This window comes from Ralstonia flatus (genome assembly GCF_958439105.1).
Lineage (GTDB): Bacteria > Pseudomonadota > Gammaproteobacteria > Burkholderiales > Burkholderiaceae > Ralstonia > Ralstonia flatus.
Genome location: NZ_CAUDLI010000001.1, coordinates 632,878 through 649,516, shown reverse-complemented (window position 1 = coordinate 649,516; position 16,639 = coordinate 632,878). Strand labels below are relative to the sequence as shown.

Here is a 16,639-nt window from a genome sequence, read left to right as displayed (position 1 = left end):
ATGAACAAGACGCGCCTGCTTCGCCTGCTGGACGATTTCAGCCTGCCGCTGATCTTCGCCATTCTGTTTGCCGCGCTGTCGTTCTCCGTCGAGTATTTCTTCTCGTGGCAGAACATGGTCGGCCTTGCGTTGTCCGTCTCGCAGATCGGCATGGTCGCCTGCACGATGATGTTCTGTCTGGCATCGCGTGATTTCGATCTGTCGATCGGCTCCACGGTGGCGTTTGCCGGCGTGCTGTGCGCCATGATCATCAACGCCACCGGCAGCATTGCACTCGGCATTGGCGCGAGCCTGGTGGCGGGGGCGATCATCGGCGGCATCAATGGTTTCGTGATCGCCAAGCTGAAGATCAATGCGCTGATCACAACGCTGGCCACGATGGAAATCGTGCGCGGCCTCGCTTTCATCGCCTCGCATGGGCAGGCGGTGGGCGTGTCCGACATGGATTTCTTCGACCTCGGAAACACGATCTTTTTTGGTGTGCCGACGCCGGTGTGGGTCGCGGCGCTGTGCTTTGTCGTGTTTGGCGTGCTGCTCAACAAGACGATCTACGGCCGCAATACGCTGGCGATTGGCGGCAACCCGGAAGCCGCGCGGCTGGCCGGCGTGAACGTCAACATGACGCGCATCGTGATCTTCCTGATCCAGGGCGTGATTGCCGCGCTGGCGGGCGTGATCCTGGCCGCGCGCATCACCAGCGGCCAGCCGAATGCGGCGCAAGGCTTTGAGCTGAACGTGATTTCGGCTTGCGTGCTGGGCGGCGTGTCGCTGCTCGGCGGTCGCGCGACCATCAGCGGGGTGCTGGTCGGCGTGCTGATCATGGGCACCGTGCAGAACGCGATGAACCTGCTGAACATCGACGCGTTTTACCAGTACCTCGTGCGCGGCGCGATTCTGCTGGCGGCGGTGCTGGTCGACCAGTTGAAGAACCGCGGCGGCCGTGAGTGAGGCCGTGCAGATGACATCCGCAACCACGCTGTCCGATCTGCGCTGCACGCTGGGCGAAGGCATCGTTTGGGACGACGCCCTGCGCGTGCTCTGGTGGACCGACATCCAGGAATCGCTGCTGTGGCAGCACGATCCGGCGACGGGGCAGGAGCGCCAATGGCCGCTGCCGCAACGCGTCGGCTCTTTCGTGCTGACGGACGAGCCAAGCGTGCTGATCCTCGGCCTCGCCAAGAACATTGCCCGCTTCGACACGCGCACCGGCTCGCTCACGCTGCTGGCTGACGTCGAATCCGACAACCCGACCACGCGCGTCAATGACGGTCGCGCAGACCGCTCCGGCAACTACGTCTTCGGCACGCTGCACGAGGGCGGCCCCGAAGCCACCGGCAGCTTCTATCGCTTCACGCCGATGGGCACGTTGCAACGCCTGGCGCTGCCGCACATTGCCATCGCCAACAGCATCGCCTTCAGCCCCGACGGCGAGACCAGGTATTGGTGCGATACCAACAGCCGGCGCATCCACGCGTGCGACTACGACGGGCAGACCGGCGCAGTCGCCAATATTCGCGCCTTCGCCGATCTGCGTGACCGGGATGCCGATGGCGCCCACAAGGGCTCGCCGGATGGCTCCACCGTCGACGCAGACGGCTGCCTGTGGAATGCCGAGTGGGGCGGCAACCGACTGACGCGCTACGCACCGGACGGCCGCGTGCTGGCGCGCGTGTCCGTGCCGGCATCGCAGCCCACCTGCCCGGCATTTGGCGGCGAGGCGCTCGACACGCTGTATCTGACGACGGCGCGCGACGGCTTGTCGGCGCGCCGCCTGGCAGAAGACGTGCATGCCGGCGCGACGTTGCAGCTTGCCGTGCCGGACGTACGCGGATTGCCGGAGGGCCGGTTCGGCCATGCCTACGTTGCAGCTTGAAAACGGCACGCTACGCGCCGAGGTATTGCCCGAAGCCGGTGGCGGCTTGCTGCGTTTCGATCTGCTGCGTGACGGCGATGTCGCGCCGATCTTCCGGCCGGGGACAGCAGAAGCCGCGCTGCACGATCCGAGAGCGCTCGCCTGTTTTCCGCTCGTGCCGTGGTCCAACCGCATCGGCGGTGGGCGCTTCCAGTTCGAGGGGCGGACCATCGACGTGCCGGGCACGCGTGACGACGAAGCGTATCCGCTGCACGGCCACGGCTGGCTGATGCCGTGGGAGGTGGTCTCACAAACGGACACGTCAGTCGAACTCGCCGCAACGGTCGACCACGGCCGCCCCTTTTGCTACCTGACGACGCAGCGCTACACGCTCGCGGGCAACACGCTGGAAATCTCGCTGACGGTACGCAACGAAGGCGCGCCGCTGCCGTTCGGGCTGGGCGTGCATCCGTTCTTTCCGCGCACGCCCGATGTTCGGTTGCTCGCCAGCGCAACGGCCATGTGGCAATCCGCATCGGACCATCTGCCGACGGTTCTGCAGGCGCCACATGCAGATGCAGACTTTCGCAAGCTCCGGAAGCTCGAAGCCAACGCCGCCATCAATCACAGCTTTGAAGGCTGGGATGGCCACGCCGAGATCGTCTGGCCCAGCCGCCGCCTGTCCGTGCAGATCACGGCCGACACGGCGCGCTATGTGCTGTACACCCCAGCCGGGTACGACTTCTTCTGCTTCGAGCCGGTCGACCACGCCATCAACGCGCACAACTTACCTGGCCTGCCGCAAGACCACGGGCTGACGGTTCTCGGCACGGGTCAGAGCCTGCAGCGCAGCTATCAATTCACCGTGAACCGAACTGACGCATGACTGTTTCTCCGATGTCTTTTCCGCCGCGTCTTGCCGGCAAGGTCGCCTTGGTGACAGGCGCCACGCAAGGCATTGGCGGCGCGATTGCCAAGCTGTTCGCGCAGCACGGCGCGCGCGTGATCGTCAACGCGCTGGTGCGTGACGCGCGCGCCGAAGCCTTTGCCGCCGAAATTGGCAACAGCGTTGGCAACGACAACATCCTCCTCGTGCAAGCCGACGTGCGCGAGCGCGCCCAGATCGACGCAATGGTCGCTGCCGGCGTCGAGCGCTTTGGCGGCATCGATGTGCTGGTCAACAACGCCGGCATCAACGTGTTTTCCGATCCGCTCGCGTTGAGCGAGGACGACTGGGCGCGCTGCCTTTCCGTCGATCTGGAAGGCGCGTGGCATTGCGCGCGTGCCGTGCTGCCGCACATGCTGGCGCGCGGGGCAGGCAGCATCGTCAACATCGCGTCGGTGCACGGGCACAAGATCATTCCCGGCGCGTTTCCGTATCCGGTGGCCAAGCACGGGCTGATCGGGCTCACGCGTGCGCTGGGTATCGAATATGCAGCGCGCGGTATCCGCGTCAATTCGATTTCGCCGGGACTGATCCTCACGCCGATTGCCGAGGCCGGCTTTACCGCGGCTCCCGATCCGGAAGCCGAACGCCGCCGCCAGGCCGAACTGCTGCCGTGCAAGCGCATCGGCGAGCCCGAAGAAGTGGCCTACACCGCGCTGTTCCTCGCCTCCGACGAGGCGCGCTTCATCAACGCGACCGACATCCTCATCGATGGCGGCCGCTCGCAGCTCTATCACGAATGACCTGGACAACCCACCTTCCGCTGATCGCCATCCTGCGCGGCATCCGGCCTGACGAGGTGCTTGCGCACACGCAGGCGCTGGTCGATGCCGGTTTCGACGCCATCGAAATTCCGCTGAACTCGCCCGACTGGGCGCAGAGCGTGCAACTCGCCGCGCGTGCCTTTGGCGACCGCGCGCTGATCGGCGCGGGCACCGTGCTGCGCCCCGAAGACGTTGACCTGATGGTCGCGGCCGGCGGCAAACTCGTCGTGACGCCCAATACGAATGCAGACGTGATCCGCGCCGCCGCTGCACGCAAGCTCGTCACCTGCATCGGCTGCATGACCGCCACCGAAGCTTTTGCCGCGCTCGACGCAGGCGCGCAGGCGCTGAAGATCTTCCCGGCCGGCAATCTCGGGACCGGTTATGTCCGGGCGCTCAAGGCCGTGCTGCCCGCTGACGTGCCGGTATTTGCCGTCGGCGGCATCACGCCGGAGAACCTTGCCGATTACCTTGCCGCCGGCTGCATCGGCGCCGGGCTCGGCAGCGACCTGTATCGCCCGGGCCAGCCCGTGGAGCGCACCGCCGAACGCGCGCGCGCCTTTGTCGCGGCCTACCGCGCCGTCCAATCTGTCCGCACCTGAACGCACCTTCGATTCGATCCATGAAAATCACCCGCCTGACCACCTACCGCCTGCCTCCGCGCTGGATGTTCCTGAAAGTCGAGACCGACGAGGGCGTCACCGGCTGGGGCGAACCCGTCATCGAAGGCCGTGCGCGGACGGTGGAGGCGGCGGTGCACGAGCTGTCCGACTACCTCGTCGGCCAGGACCCGAGCCGCATCAACGACCTGTGGCAGACCATGTACCGCGCCGGCTTCTATCGCGGCGGGCCGATCCTGATGAGCGCCATCGCCGGCATCGACCAGGCGCTGTGGGACATCAAGGGCAAGGTGCTGGGCGTGCCGGTGTACGAACTGCTCGGCGGCCTCGTGCGCGACAAGATGCGCACCTACAGCTGGGTCGGCGGCGACCGCCCGGCCGACGTGATTGCCGGCATGAAGGCGCTGCAGGCCGGCGGCTTCGATCACTTCAAACTCAACGGCTGCGAAGAGATGGGCATCATCGACACGTCCCGCGCGGTGGACGCGGCGGTCGCCAAGGTTGCCGAGATTCGCTCGGCGTTTGGCAACACCGTCGAATTCGGGCTGGATTTTCACGGTCGCGTGTCTGCGCCGATGGCCAAGGTGCTGATCAAGGAGCTGGAGCCGTATCGCCCGCTCTTTATCGAAGAGCCCGTGCTGGCCGAGCAGGCCGAAACCTATGCCCGCCTGGCCGCCCACACCCATCTGCCCATCGCTGCCGGCGAGCGCATGTTCTCGCGCTTCGACTTCAAGCGGGTGCTGGAGGCAGGCGGGGTGTCGATCCTGCAGCCGGACCTGTCTCACGCGGGCGGCATTACCGAATGCGTGAAGATCGCCGCCATGGCCGAGGCTTACGATGTGGCGTTGGCGCCGCATTGCCCACTTGGCCCCATCGCGCTGGCGGCCTGCCTGCACGTGGATTTCGTCAGTTGGAACGCCACGTTGCAGGAACAGAGCATGGGCATCCATTACAACCAGGGCGCCGAACTGCTCGATTACGTGCGAAACAAGGCCGATTTTGCGCTGGAGGGCGGCTATATCCGCCCGCCGCGCCTGCCCGGTCTGGGCGTGGACATCGACGAGGCGCTGGTCATCGAACGGAGCAAGGAGGCACCCGACTGGCGCAACCCGGTGTGGCGCCACGCCGACGGTTCCGTCGCCGAGTGGTAAGCCGGGCGGGGGAGGGGACGTCGTAGCACGTTTTACTGACCGCGATCACCCCAGCCGGGTCATTCCCGTCTGGTAAAATCGCGGTTTTCCCGCCTATCTCCTGCCGCAGGTTCGCATGACCGCCCCCGCCCTCCACTCGAATACCACCCAGCCTACCCAGTTGATGGCCAGCGCCATTCGCGTGCTTGCCATGGACGCCGTCCAGCAAGCCAACTCCGGCCACCCCGGCGCGCCGATGGGCATGGCGGATATCGCCGTGGCACTGTGGAGCCGCCACCTGCGTCACAACCCGCTCAACCCGCGCTGGCCCGACCGCGACCGCTTCGTGCTGTCCAACGGGCACGGCTCGATGCTGATCTACGCGCTGCTGCACCTGACCGGCTATGACCTGCCGATGTCGGAACTGAAGAACTTCCGCCAGCTGCACAGCAAGACCGCCGGCCACCCGGAATACGGCATCACCCCGGGCGTGGAAACCACCACCGGCCCGCTGGGCCAGGGCATCACCAACGCCGTCGGCATGGCCCTTGCTGAGCGTCTGCTGGGCCAGGAATTCAATCGCCCGGGCTTTGACATCGTCAATCATCACACCTACGTCTTCCTGGGCGACGGCTGCCTGATGGAAGGCATCAGCCACGAAGCGTGCTCGCTGGCCGGCACGCTGGGCCTGAACAAGCTGATCGCGCTGTGGGACGACAACGGTATCTCGATCGACGGCGACGTCGTTCACTGGTTCAACGACGACACCCCGAAGCGCTTCGAAGCCTACGGCTGGAACGTGATCCGCGCCGTCGACGGCCATAACGTTGCCGCCGTGGAAGCTGCGATTGCCGAAGCCAAGAAGTCGGACAAGCCGACGCTGATCTGCTGCCGCACGCTCATCGGCAAGGGTGCGCCCAACAAGGAAGGCGGTCACGACGTGCACGGCGCCCCGCTGGGCGGCGTGGAAATCGCTGCCGCGCGCGAAGCGCTGGCGTGGCCGCACGCACCGTTTGAAATTCCGCAAGCCGTGTACGACGCTTGGGATGCCAAGGGTCAGGGCCAGGCGCTGGAAGAGGCCTGGAACGCGCTGTTCGACGCGTATTCCGAGCGTTACCCGGCCGAGGCCGCGCAGTTCGAGCGCCGCATGCGCGGCGAACTGCCGGAAGCCTTCGACAAGGCCGTCGCCGAGTTCATCGAGAAGTGCGAGCAAAAGGCTGAGACCATTGCCACGCGCAAGGCCAGCCAGAACACGCTCGAAGCCTACGGTCCGGTGCTGGGCGAGCTGCTGGGCGGCTCGGCCGACCTGACCGGCTCGAACCTGACCAACTGGAGCGGCAGCAAGGCCGTGCGTGTGGATGCCTGGGGCAATCACATCAACTACGGCGTGCGCGAGTTCGGCATGAGCGCCATCATGAACGGCATCGCGCTGCACGGCGGCTACATTCCGTACGGCGGCACGTTCCTGACGTTCTCCGACTACAGCCGCAACGCGCTGCGCATGGCCGCGCTGATGAAGATCCGCTCGATCTTCGTCTTCACGCACGATTCCATCGGCCTGGGCGAAGACGGCCCGACGCACCAGTCGATCGAGCACGTTGCCAGCCTGCGCCTGATTCCGAACATGGATGTCTGGCGCACCGCCGACACCACCGAAACCGCCGTCGCCTGGGCCGCCGCCATCGAGCGCCAGAACGGCCCGAGCTGCCTGATCTTCAGCCGCCAGAACCTGCCGTTCCAGGCGCGCAATCCGGACACGCGCGAAGCCATTGCGCGCGGCGGCTATGTGCTCCGCGATGCCGCCAACGGCAAGCCGGACGTGGTCATCATCGCCACCGGCTCGGAAGTTGGCCTGGCGGTCGGTGCAGCAGACCAGCTCGCCGCCGAGGGCATCCACGCGCGCGTGGTTTCGGTGCCCGCCACGACCGTGTTCGACAAGCAGGACTCGGCCTACAAGGCGAGCGTGCTGCCGGCCGGCGTGCCGCGCATCGCCGTGGAAGCGGGCGTGACCGATTTCTGGTGGAAGTACCAGGTGCAAGCCGTGGTCGGTATCGACACCTTCGGTGAATCCGCCCCGGCGGGCGTGCTGTTCAAGCACTTCGGCTTCACCGTCGAGAACGTGGTGAACACCGCCAAGAGCGTCATTGCTTAACTGAATTTGCGTACGCGGCACCCACGAGGTGCCGCGCTGGTTTTAACGCATCGTCGATTTCTTTTCTGCTATCAGGAGACTGACCATGACCATCAAGATCGGCATCAACGGCTTCGGCCGCATCGGACGCATGGTGTTCCGCGCCGCCGCCGCCAACTTCAAGGACATCGAAGTTGTTGCCATCAACGACCTGCTCGAGCCCGACTACCTGGCGTACATGCTGAAGTACGACTCGGTGCACGGCCGCTTCGACGGTGAAGTGTCGGTCGACGGCAACACGCTCGTCGTCAACGGCAAGAAGATCCGCCTGACCGCCGTGAAGGACCCGTCCGAACTGAAGTGGGGCGAAGTCGGCGCCGACGTGGTGATCGAATCGACCGGCATCTTCCTGACCAAGGAAGGCGCGCAAAAGCACATCGACGCGGGCGCCAAGAAGGTCATCATGTCGGCTCCGTCGAAGGACGACACCCCGATGTTCGTGTACGGCGTGAACCACGAAACGTACAAGGGCGAGGCGATCATCTCCAACGCTTCGTGCACGACCAACTGCCTGGCACCGGTTGCCAAGGTGCTGAACGACAAGTGGGGCATCAAGCGCGGCCTGATGACGACCGTGCACGCTGCCACCGCCACGCAGAAGACCGTTGACGGCCCGTCCAACAAGGACTGGCGCGGCGGCCGCGGCATCCTGGAAAACATCATCCCGTCGTCGACCGGCGCCGCCAAGGCCGTGGGCGTGGTGATTCCGCAGCTGAACAAGAAGCTGACCGGCATGTCGTTCCGCGTGCCGACCTCGGATGTGTCGGTCGTCGACCTGACCGTCGAGCTGGAAAGCGCCGCCACGTACGCTGAAATCTGCGCCGAAATGAAGGCACAGAGCGAAGGCGCGCTGAAGGGCGTGCTCGGCTACACCGAAGACAAGGTCGTCGCTACGGATTTCCGCGGCGATGCGCGCACCTCGATCTTCGACGCCGAAGCCGGCATCGCACTGGATGGCACCTTCATCAAGGTCGTGAGCTGGTACGACAACGAGTGGGGCTACTCGAACAAGTGCCTGGAAATGGCACGTGTGGTGGGCAAGTAATCCACCTTGCTGCAAAGAGAACGCGCCTTCGGGCGCGTTTTTTCATGGGCACGCCGGTCTAAGGCGAGCCCACCTCACTGAAACGCTGCCGGTTGGGCGCAGATCGGCGTTTGTTATGGACTGAAACGAAAACGTTTGCGGATTAGCAAATTTCGAATTCGGGCTACAGGAATTCGCTTTGAAAATTGGGTTGCAGTCCGTACACTGAACAAATACTACATTGTGATGTGGCGGGCTTTTACGTCGCATCCGGCCCATTGCCTCGGCAATGGTTGCCTTTCCAGTTTTCCAACGTGTTCGAGCCAAGGCGTCCCATGGTCAACGTCGATACCAAGCTGCTGGTGATTTTTGTTGAGCTGCTCAGCAAGCGCAACGCCACCTACGTGGCCGAAAAGATGCACATGACCGCACCGGCTGTCTCGCATTCGCTGGGCCGTCTGCGTGAGATCTTTGACGATCCCCTCTTCATTCGCGTGCCGCACGGCTTGACGCCTACGCCCAAGGCGCTTGAGCTGGGCCCGAAGGTGCGCGAGATGCTCGACCTGTGGGCGGCCATCAACGAGGGCGACATCGCCACGTTCGACCCGGCCGAAGCCACCGGCACGTTCAACGTCAGCTTTGCCGGCACGCTGGGCGATGCGCTGTTCGATCGCTTCCTGCTGCGCATCAAGCGCCTGGCGCCGGCATTGCAGGTGCGCCTGACTGAGTCGTCTTCGTGGGAAGCCGACGTGGCCGCCATGCGCGCGAACGAGCTGGATCTGGCGTTCTCGCCGTTCCCCACGCGCCACCCCGAGATCATGGAAGAGGTCGTGACCTCCTTCAACATGTGGGTCTGCGCGCGCAAGGACCACCCGATCCTCGGCGATCGCTGCACGCTCGAGCAATACCTCGACTGCGAGCACATCTTCATCGCGCAGGGCAGCCCCGGCAGCCGTGTCGCGCCGTCGCTCATTCCGCTGGACTACGCCTTGCAGCAGCGCGGCCTGAAACGCAATTCGACCATGACGGTGCATAGCTGGCGCACCCAGGGAGAAGTCGCCGCCCAGACCGACATGATCTTCACGGTCAATTCGCTGATGAAGGATATGGTCTGCAAGATGTACGACCTCAACGCGTTCCCGCTGCCGACCGAGCTGGAAACCGTGCTGGGCCTGAACATGCTCTGGCACCGCAGCCGCAATACGCACCCGATGCTGGTGTGGGCGCGTCAGCTCTTCAAGCAGGTCGTGGCTGAGTACACGGGGCAGGCGTCGGGCGCACCGGCGCATTCGCCCGTGCAGGCCAATGAACATGGCAAGGCCGAGAAGGGCGGCCAGGGCGACGCAGAAAAGGAGGACGAGACGCGGCTGTCCGCCTGACATCCGCCCTCTCGCCGCTCCAATGAAAAACGGCCGCAGACGATGCGGCCGTTTCCTTTTGGCGACGACGCTTCAGCGCTTTGGCCGATGTGGGCAGGCTTCCTTCGTGCAATTGCCATAGAGCGACAGCGCGTGCTCCTGCAGCGCAAAGCCGCGCGCACGTGCAATGCTTTGCTGGCGCTGTTCGATCTCGGCATCGAAAAATTCTTCCACGCGGCCGCAATCGAGGCACACCAGGTGATCGTGGTGCTTGCCCTCGTTGAGTTCGTAGATGGCCTTGCCGGATTCGAAGTTGTTGCGTGACAGCAGTCCCGCCTGTTCGAACTGCGTCAGCACGCGATAGACGGTGGCCAGGCCAATGTCCATGTGCTCGGCGAGCAGGATGCGGTACACGTCTTCGGCGCTCATGTGGCGCTCTTCGCTGGTCTGAAAGATCTCGAGGATCTTCAACCGCGGCACCGTGGCTTTCAGACCGATGTTCTTGAGGTCTGCAGGACTCGGCATGCGCCAGGCTCCCTAGAGTACAATGTTCGGATATTCCAATCATAAGGGTTTTGGCGGCAAAAGTCCTATTGACGGGCCTGCACGATGTGCCTGGGCCGTCGCCGATTCCTCCCGTACCGGTATGTCCGGAACCGTTTGAAGGCCGATCGCTCATGACCTTTTCTTTTGCGCGCAGTCCTGTCCGTTTTGCCCACGTCGCCCGTCGCGGCGGCCTGTTGGTGGGTGCCATGCTCGCCGCGTCGGCGTTGCTGGCCGGATGCGGCACCTATGACAGCACCACGCGCAAGATCGCCAATGCCATCACGCCGTATCGCATCGATATCGTGCAGGGCAACTTCGTGTCGCGCGAACAGGCGGCGCAGCTCAAGGAAGGCATGACGCGCGACCAGGTCCGCTTCGTACTCGGCACGCCGCTGCTGACGGACATGTTCCACGCCAACCGCTGGGACTACATCTTCTCGTTCAAGCGTGGCAACACGTCGGTTGTGCAGGAGCGCAGGCTGACGGTGTGGTTTGATGGCGACCGCCTTGCCAAGTGGGTCGGCGCCGATGAGCTGCCGTCCGAGTCGGAACTGATCTCCGAGATCGACGGCATCAAGCGTCCGAAAAAGGATGCCGCGCAGGCCGCCGCCGCTGCGGGCGCCGCGCCGGCAGCGCGTGCACCGTCGATTCCGTCGGCTGAGGTAACGGACCGCGTGCAGTCGACCGCAGGCTCCAAAAACAACGTTGACGTGACGCTGCCGGAGCGCCGCACTGGCGGCGGTGGTACTGACACCAGCGTTCCGCCGCCGGCCACCCAATCGCAGTGAACCCCGTGAAGCGCGCATAGCCAGCGCGCCGGCATCACGACTTCGAGCGAGCGGCGGACGGGTTCCGCCGCTTGTGCGTTTTACAGACCGTTTTTCTTTTGCAGCTTTTCGCTTCCACCGACATGAAAATCGCGATTGCAGGCGCCTCGGGCCGCATGGGCCAGATGCTGATCGACACCGTACTGCGCACGCCGGGCGTGACGCTGGGCGCTGCGCTGGACCGCCCAGGCAGCGATGCCGTGGGCCAGGACGCCGGCATCAAGCTGGGCAAGACGACCGGCGTGATTGTGACCGACGACGTGCGCGCGGGTCTCTCGCAAGCCGACGTGCTCATCGACTTCACGCGCCCTGACGCAACGCTGAATCACCTGAACGTCGCCCGTGAGCTGGGCACTGCGGTGGTCATCGGTACGACCGGTTTCACGGCTGAGCAGAAAGCCAGCTTCAAGACCTACGGCGAGTCGATCGGCGTGGTCTGGGCGCCCAACATGAGCGTAGGCGTCAACGCGACCTTCAAGCTGATCGAAGTCGCCGCCAAGATCCTGGCGCAGGGTTACGACGTCGAGATCATCGAGGCGCATCACAAGCACAAGATCGACGCCCCGTCGGGCACCGCGCTCAAGATGGGCGAGATCGTGGCCGAGGCGCAGGGCACCAAGCTGGCCGATCGTGCGGTCTATGCGCGCGAAGGCGAGACCGGCCCGCGCGAGCTTGGCACCATCGGCTTTGCCACCGTGCGCGGGGGCGACATTGTCGGCGACCACACCGTGCTGTTTGCTGGCGACGGCGAGCGCATCGAAATCACGCATCGCTCCAACACCCGCCAGTCGTATGCCGAAGGCGCCGTGCGCGCTGCGGTCTACGTGGCCGGCAAGAAGGGTTTGTACGACATGAACGACGTGCTCGGCCTGTAATCAGGCTGGCGGCAGAAGGCGCTGGCAGGCCTGTCCGGCGCCTTTTTCCACTGCTCGCGATCGCCCGGATGGGGCGGGTGGCGACGGTATAATCGGGCCTTTTCCGTTATTCAATCCGGCTGCGCGCGTTGGCTGCGCGGCTGCAATCGCCGGGGCATCCGGGCGACCCATCACCATGCAAGACAAATACTCCCCGTCCGACGTCGAACAGCAAGCGCAGCAACACTGGCAGGCCCTGGATGCCTACCGCGTGACCGAACACGCGCGCGCTGCTGACGGCTCGGACAAGCCCAAGTTCTACGCGTGCTCGATGCTGCCGTATCCGTCGGGCAAGCTGCACATGGGCCACGTGCGCAACTACACGATCAACGACGTGATGACGCGTCAGCTGCGCATGAAGGGATACAACGTGCTGATGCCGATGGGCTGGGACGCCTTCGGCATGCCGGCGGAAAACGCGGCGCTCAACAACGGCGTGGCACCCGCTGCATGGACCTACGACAACATCGCTTACATGAAGAAGCAGATGCAGTCGATGGGCCTGGCGATCGACTGGTCGCGCGAAGTGGCGACCTGCAGCCCCGATTACTACCGCTGGAACCAGTGGCTGTTCCTGAAGATGCTCGAAAAGGGCATCGCCTACCGCAAGACCGGTACCGTGAACTGGGACCCGGTCGACCAGACCGTGCTCGCCAACGAGCAGGTGATCGACGGGCGCGGCTGGCGTTCGGGCGCGGTGGTGGAAAAGCGCGAGATCCCGATGTACTACCTGGGCATCACCAAGTATGCGCAGGAGCTGCTCTCCGACCTTGACTCGCTGGGCTGGCCCGAGCGCGTCAAGCTGATGCAGCAGAACTGGATCGGCAAGAGCGAGGGTGTGCGCTTTGCATTCCCGCACAACATTGCCGGTGACGACGGCAAGCTGATCAACGACGGCAAGCTGTACGTCTTCACCACGCGTGCCGACACGATCATGGGCGTGACGTTCTGCGCCGTGGCCGCCGAGCATCCCATCGCCGCGCATGCCGCGCAGAGCAACCCGGCGCTCGCCGCGTTCATCGAAGAGTGCAAGCACGGCAGCGTCATGGAAGCCGACATGGCCACCATGGAAAAGAAGGGCATGCCGACCGGCCTGACCGTCACGCATCCGCTCACGGGCGAATCCGTGCCGGTGTGGGTCGGCAACTACGTGCTGATGACCTACGGCGACGGCGCCGTGATGGGCGTGCCCGCGCACGACGAGCGCGACTTTGCCTTTGCCAACAAGTACCACCTGCCCATCAAGCAGGTGATCGACGTGAAGGGCCAGCCGTACGACACGACCACCTGGGCCGACTGGTACGGCGACAAGGAACACGGCGTGCTGTTCCACAGCGGCAAGTACGATGGCCTGAACTATCAACAGGCCGTCGACGCCGTGGCTGCCGATCTGGCCGCACAAGGCCTGGGCGAGAAAAAGACCACCTGGCGCCTGCGCGACTGGGGCATTTCGCGCCAGCGCTACTGGGGCACGCCGATCCCGCTGATCCATTGCGAGAGCTGTGGCGTCGTGCCCGTGCCCGAGCAGGACCTGCCGGTGCGCCTGCCCGAAGACCTCGTTCCGGACGGCACGGGCAACCCGCTCGCCAAGGATCCGCGCTTCCTGAATTGCACGTGCCCGTCGTGCGGCAAGCCCGCGCGCCGCGAGACCGACACGATGGATACCTTCATCGATTCGTGCTGGTACTACATGCGCTATACGTGCCCGGACGGCGAGACCATGGTCGATGCCCGCAACGATTACTGGATGCCGATGGACCAGTACATCGGCGGCATCGAGCACGCGATCCTGCACCTGCTGTACGCACGCTTCTGGACCAAGGTCATGCGTGACCTGGGCCTCGTCAAATTCGATGAGCCGTTCACCAACCTGCTCACGCAGGGCATGGTGCTCAACGAGACGTACTACCGGGAAGATGCCGCAGGCAAGAAGCAGTGGATCAACCCGGCCGAGGTCGACGTGCAGACCGACGAACGCGGCCGCCCGGTGGGTGCTACGCTCAAGGCCGACGGCCAGCCGGTGGTGATCGGCGGCGTGGAAAAGATGTCGAAGTCGAAGAACAACGGCATCGACCCGCAAGCGCTGATCGACCAGTACGGTGCCGACACGGCGCGCCTATTCACGATGTTCGCCGCGCCGCCCGAGCAACAGCTCGAGTGGAACGACGCCGGTGTGGAGGGCGCGTCGCGTTTCCTGCGCCGTCTGTGGAACTTTGGCGTGGCGCACGCCGACGCCATTCGCGGCGGTCACGGCAATGGCGTTGTGGCGGGTGCAACGGATGCTGATCGCGCGCTGCGCCGCGAGCTGTACACCGTGCTCAAGCAAGCGAACTACGACTACGAGCGCCTGCAGTACAACACCGTCGTCTCGGCGACGATGAAGATGCTCAACGCGCTGGAAGGCGCCAAGGACGCCGGTGCCGATGCGCGCCGCGAAGGCTTGGGGTTGCTGCTGCGCGTGCTGTACCCGGTCGTGCCGCACATCACGCACGTACTCTGGACGGAGCTTGGCTACGCCGGTGCATATGGCGACCTGCTCGACGCCCCGTGGCCGCAGGTCGACGAAGGCGCGCTGGTGCAGAGCGAGATCGAACTCGTGCTGCAGGTCAACGGTAAGGTGCGCGGCAGCATCGTCGTGCCGGCCGACGCCGATCGCGCCGCCATCGAAGCGATTGCCGCCAAGGATGAAGCGGTCCAGAAATTTGCTGAAGGCAAGCCGCCCAAGAAGATCATCGTGGTGCCGGGCCGTCTGGTGAACGTGGTGGCCTGATCGGCCATCCCACTCAAGGAACGCATGGTTATGTCGTTGTCCCGAGGTTTGTCCCGCCGTCGCTTTGGCCGCTCTGTCCTTGCGCTTGCGATTGCGCTGCCGGCGCTGTCCGCTTGCGGTTTCCACATGCGGGGCAATACCGACTTCGCGTTCAAGCGGCTGTACATCAACTTGCCGCAGAACTCGCAAATGCGCGCGCAGTTGCGCCGGCTGATCGACAACGGCTCCGACACCGTCATCGTGTCGGATAAGAAGGACGCCGATGCGCTGCTCGACGTGCTGGCTGAAGACCGCGTGAAAACCATCTCGTCGCTCACGCCGCAGGGTGTGGTGCGCGAGTACCGCATCACGTATCGCTTCCGCTTCCAGCTGCGCGATGCGCACGACAACCTGCTGATCCCGCCGTCGGAAATCACGCAGTTCCGCGATCTCTCGTACAACGAGACGCAGGTGCTCGCCAAGGACTACGAAGAAGCGGCGCTCTACCGAGACATGCAGGGCGATACGATCAATCAGCTCGTGCGGCGCCTGGGTGCCGTGAAGCTGCCGTCGTAAGCGGCGGATCAGGGCAAGGTTTGCCATGCAATTGCGGCTCGATGCGCTCGAAGGTCATCTGAAGCAGGCCACTGCCAAGGGGCTCGCGCCGCTGTACGTGGTGCATGGCGACGAGCACCTGCTCGCACTTGAGGCGGTCGATGCGCTGCGGCAGGCCGCGCGCGCGCAGGGCTTTACCGAGCGCGAGGTGATGAGCGTCGAGCGGGGTTTCTCGTGGTCGCGCGTGACCGAGGCGCAGCAGTCGATGTCGCTGTTTGGAGATCGCAAGATCGTCGAGCTGCGCATTCCGTCGGGCAAGCCCGGCAAGGATGGTGGCGAAGCACTGCGCGCATTGGCTGCGGGCACGCCGTCCGGGCCGGCCACCGATACCGTCACGCTGATCACGCTGCCGCGTCTGGATTTTGCGACGGCCAAGTCGGCGTGGTTTGCGGCGCTGGAAGGGGCGGGCGTGTCGATCAAGGTCGATTCGGTGGACCGCACCAAGCTGCCCGGCTGGATTGGTGAGCGTCTCGCGCGCCAGCAGCAACGTGTGGAGCCCGGTGAGCCTGGCCGCCGCGCCCTGCAGTTCATTGCCGACCGTGTGGAGGGCAATCTGCTGGCCGCGCATCAGGAAATCCAGAAACTCGGCTTGCTGCATCCGCCCGGTGTGCTGACGTTCGACGATGTGCACGATGCGGTGCTCAACGTGGCGCGCTACGACGTGTTCAAGCTGTCCGAAGCCATGTTGGCCGGCGATGTGCCGCGTCTGGTGCGCATGCTCGAAGGCCTGCGCGGCGAGGGCGAGGCCACGGTCCTGGTGCTCTGGACGTTGACCGAAGAAATTCGCGTATTATCAAAAATCGCCTCGGGCGCGGCCCAAGGCAAGCCGGTGGCGTCCATGCTGCGAGAACTGCGGGTGTGGGGCCCACGCGAGCGGCTGGTGCCGCAGGCAGCGCAGCGGCTGTCACAGCGCGAGCTGGAGGGTGCGCTCTCCATGGCCGCCAAGCTGGATCGGCAGGTCAAGGGCTTGCGCGAGCCGTCGCTGCCCGCCGAGCCATGGGATGGCCTGCTGCAACTGGCGATGCGCATTGCGCGGCCGGGCAGTCTTCCGGTGCCGGCCTGATCCACACCATCGGCCGCAAGCCTCCGAATGTCCTCACACT

15 protein-coding genes are annotated in these 16,639 nt (G+C 64.7%); 14 read left to right on the top strand and 1 reads right to left on the bottom strand.

Features of this window, described 5'->3' with window-relative positions:
- From araH to R2676_RS03045, 9 genes are all read left to right on the top strand, one after another.
- Entirely contained in the window at window positions 1–948 is a 948-nt protein-coding gene (gene araH, locus R2676_RS03085; protein ID WP_249262918.1) for an L-arabinose ABC transporter permease AraH, read from the top strand.
- Window positions 949–958: 10 nt separating this feature from the next.
- Entirely contained in the window at window positions 959–1,873 is a 915-nt protein-coding gene (locus R2676_RS03080) for an SMP-30/gluconolactonase/LRE family protein (RefSeq protein WP_316856602.1), read from the top strand.
- On the top strand, window positions 1,854–2,738 hold the full coding sequence (locus tag R2676_RS03075; protein ID WP_206274290.1) for an aldose 1-epimerase: 885 nt from the start codon (window positions 1,854–1,856) through the stop codon (window positions 2,736–2,738). Before R2676_RS03080 ends, R2676_RS03075 begins: the two co-directional genes overlap by 20 nt.
- Window positions 2,735–3,541, top strand: a complete 807-nt coding sequence (locus tag R2676_RS03070) for an SDR family oxidoreductase (RefSeq protein WP_206274289.1) — start codon at window positions 2,735–2,737, stop codon at window positions 3,539–3,541. The genes R2676_RS03075 and R2676_RS03070 overlap by 4 nt, the downstream gene beginning before the upstream one ends.
- On the top strand, window positions 3,538–4,164 hold the full coding sequence (locus R2676_RS03065) for a 2-dehydro-3-deoxy-6-phosphogalactonate aldolase (protein ID WP_027680545.1): 627 nt from the start codon (window positions 3,538–3,540) through the stop codon (window positions 4,162–4,164). The genes R2676_RS03070 and R2676_RS03065 overlap by 4 nt, the downstream gene beginning before the upstream one ends.
- 20 nt (window positions 4,165–4,184) lie before the next feature.
- The gene (dgoD, locus tag R2676_RS03060; protein WP_206274288.1) at window positions 4,185–5,333 is read left to right on the top strand and encodes a galactonate dehydratase; all 1,149 of its coding nucleotides are present in this window, start codon (window positions 4,185–4,187) and stop codon (window positions 5,331–5,333) included.
- Between the two features lie 115 nt (window positions 5,334–5,448).
- The gene (gene tkt / locus R2676_RS03055; RefSeq protein WP_206274287.1) at window positions 5,449–7,464 is read left to right on the top strand and encodes a transketolase; all 2,016 of its coding nucleotides are present in this window, start codon (window positions 5,449–5,451) and stop codon (window positions 7,462–7,464) included.
- 85 nt (window positions 7,465–7,549) lie between these two features.
- A complete protein-coding gene (gap, locus tag R2676_RS03050) occupies window positions 7,550–8,548 on the top strand; it encodes a type I glyceraldehyde-3-phosphate dehydrogenase (RefSeq protein ID WP_009241512.1) in 999 nt (332 codons plus the stop codon).
- Between the two features lie 314 nt (window positions 8,549–8,862).
- A complete protein-coding gene (locus R2676_RS03045) occupies window positions 8,863–9,906 on the top strand; it encodes a LysR family transcriptional regulator (protein ID WP_024972152.1) in 1,044 nt (347 codons plus the stop codon).
- Between the two features lie 72 nt (window positions 9,907–9,978).
- Here R2676_RS03045 and fur read toward each other — a convergent pair whose 3' ends face one another.
- Entirely contained in the window at window positions 9,979–10,410 is a 432-nt protein-coding gene (gene fur / locus R2676_RS03040; RefSeq protein WP_004632868.1) for a ferric iron uptake transcriptional regulator, read from the bottom strand.
- Between the two features lie 152 nt (window positions 10,411–10,562).
- On the opposite strand from fur, the gene R2676_RS03035 reads away from it, so the two are divergent.
- From R2676_RS03035 to holA, 5 genes are all read left to right on the top strand, one after another.
- The gene (locus tag R2676_RS03035) at window positions 10,563–11,219 is read left to right on the top strand and encodes an outer membrane protein assembly factor BamE (RefSeq protein WP_027680548.1); all 657 of its coding nucleotides are present in this window, start codon (window positions 10,563–10,565) and stop codon (window positions 11,217–11,219) included.
- 122 nt (window positions 11,220–11,341) lie between these two features.
- Window positions 11,342–12,133, top strand: a complete 792-nt coding sequence (dapB, locus tag R2676_RS03030; protein WP_027680549.1) for a 4-hydroxy-tetrahydrodipicolinate reductase — start codon at window positions 11,342–11,344, stop codon at window positions 12,131–12,133.
- Window positions 12,134–12,308: 175 nt separating this feature from the next.
- Window positions 12,309–14,942, top strand: coding sequence for a leucine--tRNA ligase (gene leuS / locus R2676_RS03025; protein ID WP_206274286.1), 2,634 nt, complete (start codon window positions 12,309–12,311; stop codon window positions 14,940–14,942).
- 30 nt (window positions 14,943–14,972) lie between these two features.
- Window positions 14,973–15,497, top strand: a complete 525-nt coding sequence (locus tag R2676_RS03020) for an LPS-assembly lipoprotein LptE (protein ID WP_037027129.1) — start codon at window positions 14,973–14,975, stop codon at window positions 15,495–15,497.
- Window positions 15,498–15,522: 25 nt separating this feature from the next.
- Window positions 15,523–16,599, top strand: coding sequence for a DNA polymerase III subunit delta (gene holA / locus R2676_RS03015; protein WP_009241503.1), 1,077 nt, complete (start codon window positions 15,523–15,525; stop codon window positions 16,597–16,599).
- Window positions 16,600–16,639: the final 40 nt, after the last annotated feature.

What these genes read in the sequence shown, in the direction of transcription:
- araH (WP_249262918.1), top strand. Translation starts at nt 1, where the DNA reads ATGAACAAGACGCGCCTGCTTCGCCTGCTGGACGATTTCAGCCTGCCG.
- R2676_RS03080 (WP_316856602.1), top strand. Translation starts at nt 959, where the DNA reads ATGACATCCGCAACCACGCTGTCCGATCTGCGCTGCACGCTGGGCGAA.
- R2676_RS03075 (WP_206274290.1), top strand. Translation starts at nt 1,854, where the DNA reads ATGCCTACGTTGCAGCTTGAAAACGGCACGCTACGCGCCGAGGTATTG.
- R2676_RS03070 (WP_206274289.1), top strand. Translation starts at nt 2,735, where the DNA reads ATGACTGTTTCTCCGATGTCTTTTCCGCCGCGTCTTGCCGGCAAGGTC.
- R2676_RS03065 (WP_027680545.1), top strand. Translation starts at nt 3,538, where the DNA reads ATGACCTGGACAACCCACCTTCCGCTGATCGCCATCCTGCGCGGCATC.
- dgoD (WP_206274288.1), top strand. Translation starts at nt 4,185, where the DNA reads ATGAAAATCACCCGCCTGACCACCTACCGCCTGCCTCCGCGCTGGATG.
- tkt (WP_206274287.1), top strand. Translation starts at nt 5,449, where the DNA reads ATGACCGCCCCCGCCCTCCACTCGAATACCACCCAGCCTACCCAGTTG.
- gap (WP_009241512.1), top strand. Translation starts at nt 7,550, where the DNA reads ATGACCATCAAGATCGGCATCAACGGCTTCGGCCGCATCGGACGCATG.
- R2676_RS03045 (WP_024972152.1), top strand. Translation starts at nt 8,863, where the DNA reads ATGGTCAACGTCGATACCAAGCTGCTGGTGATTTTTGTTGAGCTGCTC.
- fur (WP_004632868.1), bottom strand. Translation starts at nt 10,410, where the DNA reads ATGCCGAGTCCTGCAGACCTCAAGAACATCGGTCTGAAAGCCACGGTG.
- R2676_RS03035 (WP_027680548.1), top strand. Translation starts at nt 10,563, where the DNA reads ATGACCTTTTCTTTTGCGCGCAGTCCTGTCCGTTTTGCCCACGTCGCC.
- dapB (WP_027680549.1), top strand. Translation starts at nt 11,342, where the DNA reads ATGAAAATCGCGATTGCAGGCGCCTCGGGCCGCATGGGCCAGATGCTG.
- leuS (WP_206274286.1), top strand. Translation starts at nt 12,309, where the DNA reads ATGCAAGACAAATACTCCCCGTCCGACGTCGAACAGCAAGCGCAGCAA.
- R2676_RS03020 (WP_037027129.1), top strand. Translation starts at nt 14,973, where the DNA reads ATGTCGTTGTCCCGAGGTTTGTCCCGCCGTCGCTTTGGCCGCTCTGTC.
- holA (WP_009241503.1), top strand. Translation starts at nt 15,523, where the DNA reads ATGCAATTGCGGCTCGATGCGCTCGAAGGTCATCTGAAGCAGGCCACT.